The sequence below is a fragment of the Pseudomonas sp. F9001 genome, from assembly GCF_013385435.1.
Taxonomy (GTDB): Bacteria; Pseudomonadota; Gammaproteobacteria; order Pseudomonadales; family Pseudomonadaceae; genus Aquipseudomonas.
On record NZ_JACAPX010000066.1, the window covers coordinates 1 to 2,898 of the forward strand.

The window sequence follows — 2,898 nt, forward strand, 5'->3', positions numbered from 1 at the left end:
CGACTGGCCACTGCTCAACGCCCTGCTCAACACCGCCAGCGGCGCGACCTGGGTTTCGTTGCACCACGGCGGCGGCGTCGGCATGGGCTTCTCCCAGCACTCGGGCATGGTGATTGTCTGTGACGGTACCGACGAAGCCGCCGAGCGTATCGCTCGCGTGCTGCACAACGACCCGGCGACCGGCGTGATGCGTCATGCGGATGCGGGCTACCAGATCGCGATTGATTGCGCCAAGGAGCAGGGTTTGAACCTGCCGATGGTCAAGTAAACCAGGCAGGCAGTTGCACCCTTTGCTTCATGGACGTCGGGCAGGTTGAGACGGATTTCAAGGTTCCGGTGCTTTATGTGTTTTCGGTAGGAGTGACTTGATGAGTCTCATGCAGATGCTCAGTTTTGGCGACACGGGTTGGGGGATGGCCTTGCTCAAGGCCGCCCTCATGACCGTGTTGTTGACCCTTGCGGCGCTGGTGGTCGGTGCGCTGGTCGGCAGCCTGGTGGCCATGGCCAAGCTTTCCAAAAAGCGTGCCTTGCGATACCTGGGGGATGCCTATTCCATCCTGTTCCGGGGGATTCCGGAGCTGTTGGTGATCTACCTGTTCTATTTCGGCGGTGCCAGTGTGGTGACGGCCGTCAATCACTGGTTTGGCGGTGAAGGCTATGTCGATGTCCCGCCGTTCATGGTGGGGGCCATCGCCGTCGGATTGATCTCGGCGTCGTATCAGGCTGAGGTCTATCGCGGTGCCTTTATCGCGGTGGCCAAGGGTGAGCTTGAGGCAGCACTGGCGATCGGCATGAACCGCGCAACGCGGATTCGCCGGGTGCTGATCCCGCAGATCTGGCGGTACGCGCTGCCGGGCCTGGGCAACGTCTGGCAAATGAGCCTGAAAGACTCCGCGCTGATTTCGGTGATTGGCCTGGTGGAACTGATGCGCGCCAGCCAGGTGGCGGCGGGTTCCACGCGCCAGTACTTCACGTTCTACATTGTCGGCGGCGTGTGCTACCTGATTCTGACCGGGCTTTCGGGCCGTCTTTTCAATATTGCCGAAGCGCGCGTACAGCGTACGCAGCGGCGCAATCCTGCACAGTCGTGAGAAGGGACCGTTTGCCATGATCGATTTCGCCTTTCTTGCCGACACCATGCTCAAGTTGCTGGGTGCCTTGCCCATCACCCTGGCCTTGTTTTTTTCGTCCCTGACCCTGGGGTTGCTGCTGTCGCTGGGCGTGGTGTCCATGCGCGTCAGCCGCTGGCCATTCCTCAGCTACCCGGCGCGTTTCTACATCATGCTGTTTCGCGGCACGCCGCTGATGATCCAGATGTTCCTGATCTATTACGGCCTGGGCCAGTTCCCGGCGATTCGCGACAGCTTCCTGTGGGTGGTGTTGAGGTCGCCTTATGGCTGCGCCGTGGTCTCCCTGGCGCTGTGCACCGCCGGCTACACCGCTGAAATCATTCGCGGTGGCCTGCTGAGCGTGCCTCAAGGGCAGATCGAAGCGGGGCAGGCGGTGGGCATGGGGCGTTGGACCCTGCTGTGGCGAGTGATCGGCCCGGTCACCTTGCGCCAGGCGCTTCCGGCCTATTCCACCGAGGCCATCTTGCTGGTCAAGTCCACCGCGCTGGCCAGCCTGGTCACCGTGTGGGACGTCACCGGCGTGGCGCAACAAATCATCCAGCGTACCTACCGCACCATGGAAGTGTTCATTTGTGCGGCGCTGATCTACCTGATCCTGAATTTCCTGGTGGTGCGTGTGGTGGCCTGGATTGAACATCGTCTGTCGCCCCATCTGCGTGAGCGGCCGAAAGACGTGCCGGTCAAGCAAGCCCCCGAACCTATTTCTCATTCCTGATTGCAGCGGAGCTTGTCATGAGTACTCAGATTCAGAGCGCCCTTACGGTAAACAACATTCACAAGGCTTTCGGTTCGGCACAGGTTCTCAAGGGGATTTCGCTGGAGGCTCACAAAGGTGACGTGATTTCCATCCTCGGTGCCAGCGGTTCGGGCAAGAGCACTTTCCTGCGTTGTATCAACCTGCTGGAAACCCCGGACGAGGGCAGTATTGTGCTCGACGGCGAAACCATCGAGCTCAAGCGCCAGCGCAACGGTCGGTTGTTGCCTGGCAGCACGCGGCAGGTGGAGACCATGCGCAGCAAGCTGGGCATGGTGTTCCAGAGTTTTAACCTGTGGTCGCATATGACGGTTTTGCAAAATGTCATCGAGGGGCCGATGCGGGTGCTCAAGCGTTCGAAGGCCGAGTGTGTGGAGGAAGCTGAGCAACTGCTGCACAAGGTGGGGCTTTATGATCGCCGTGATTATTACCCGGCGCATTTGTCGGGTGGGCAGCAGCAGCGGGTGGCGATTGCCCGGGCGTTGGCGATGAACCCGCAAGTAATGTTGTTTGATGAGCCGACTTCGGCGCTGGACCCGGAGTTGGTGGGGGAGGTGTTGCGGGTGATGCGGTCGCTGGCCGAGGAAGGGCGGACCATGTTGGTGGTGACCCATGAGATGGGGTTTGCGCGGCATGTGTCCAATCGGGTGGTGTTTATGGCCAATGGGTTGATTGATGCCCAGGGCACGCCGGCGGAGTTGTTTGAGGGGTTGCCGACGGAGCGGTTTCGGCAGTTTGTATCGAGTCATACGCAGCGTAGTGCGGAGTAGTGGTTGGGTGTTGGTTGGGTTTGGGTATATATCCGTTGCTGCGGTAACGGCCGCTTATGGTTTCGCTCTTACAGCGAGTCACTTTGCAAAAGCGGCAAAGTAACCAAAGCGCTCTGCCCCGCCTGTCGGCGCCTCGCTAGGGCTCGGCGTTCCCTCACTCCGGCATTGCTCCGCGGGCCGCCGCGATGGGCCATCCTTGGCCCAGCGCGGCTAAACCGGCGTCCTGCCGGTTTACCCGCTCCCC

General features: G+C 60.7%; 3 protein-coding genes and 1 pseudogene. All 4 read left to right on the top strand.

Going from position 1 to position 2,898, the window contains the following annotated elements:
• Nucleotides 1-268 (top strand): annotated as a pseudogene (locus HX818_RS30985) (urocanate hydratase); the annotation flags it as partial.
• A 100-nt stretch (nucleotides 269-368) separates the two neighbouring features.
• A complete protein-coding gene (locus HX818_RS30990; RefSeq protein ID WP_003220032.1) occupies nucleotides 369-1,091 on the top strand; it encodes an ABC transporter permease in 723 nt (240 codons plus the stop codon).
• A 16-nt stretch (nucleotides 1,092-1,107) separates the two neighbouring features.
• Nucleotides 1,108-1,845 carry an ABC transporter permease gene (locus HX818_RS30995; RefSeq protein ID WP_177021364.1) on the top strand — a complete coding sequence of 246 codons (738 nt, stop codon included), beginning with the start codon at nucleotides 1,108-1,110 and terminating at the stop codon, nucleotides 1,843-1,845.
• 17 nt (nucleotides 1,846-1,862) lie between these two features.
• Nucleotides 1,863-2,654 carry an ABC transporter ATP-binding protein gene (locus HX818_RS31000; protein WP_003220035.1) on the top strand — a complete coding sequence of 264 codons (792 nt, stop codon included), beginning with the start codon at nucleotides 1,863-1,865 and terminating at the stop codon, nucleotides 2,652-2,654.
• Nucleotides 2,655-2,898: the final 244 nt, after the last annotated feature.

What these genes read in the sequence shown, in the direction of transcription:
- HX818_RS30990 (WP_003220032.1), top strand. Translation starts at nt 369, where the DNA reads ATGAGTCTCATGCAGATGCTCAGTTTTGGCGACACGGGTTGGGGGATG.
- HX818_RS30995 (WP_177021364.1), top strand. Translation starts at nt 1,108, where the DNA reads ATGATCGATTTCGCCTTTCTTGCCGACACCATGCTCAAGTTGCTGGGT.
- HX818_RS31000 (WP_003220035.1), top strand. Translation starts at nt 1,863, where the DNA reads ATGAGTACTCAGATTCAGAGCGCCCTTACGGTAAACAACATTCACAAG.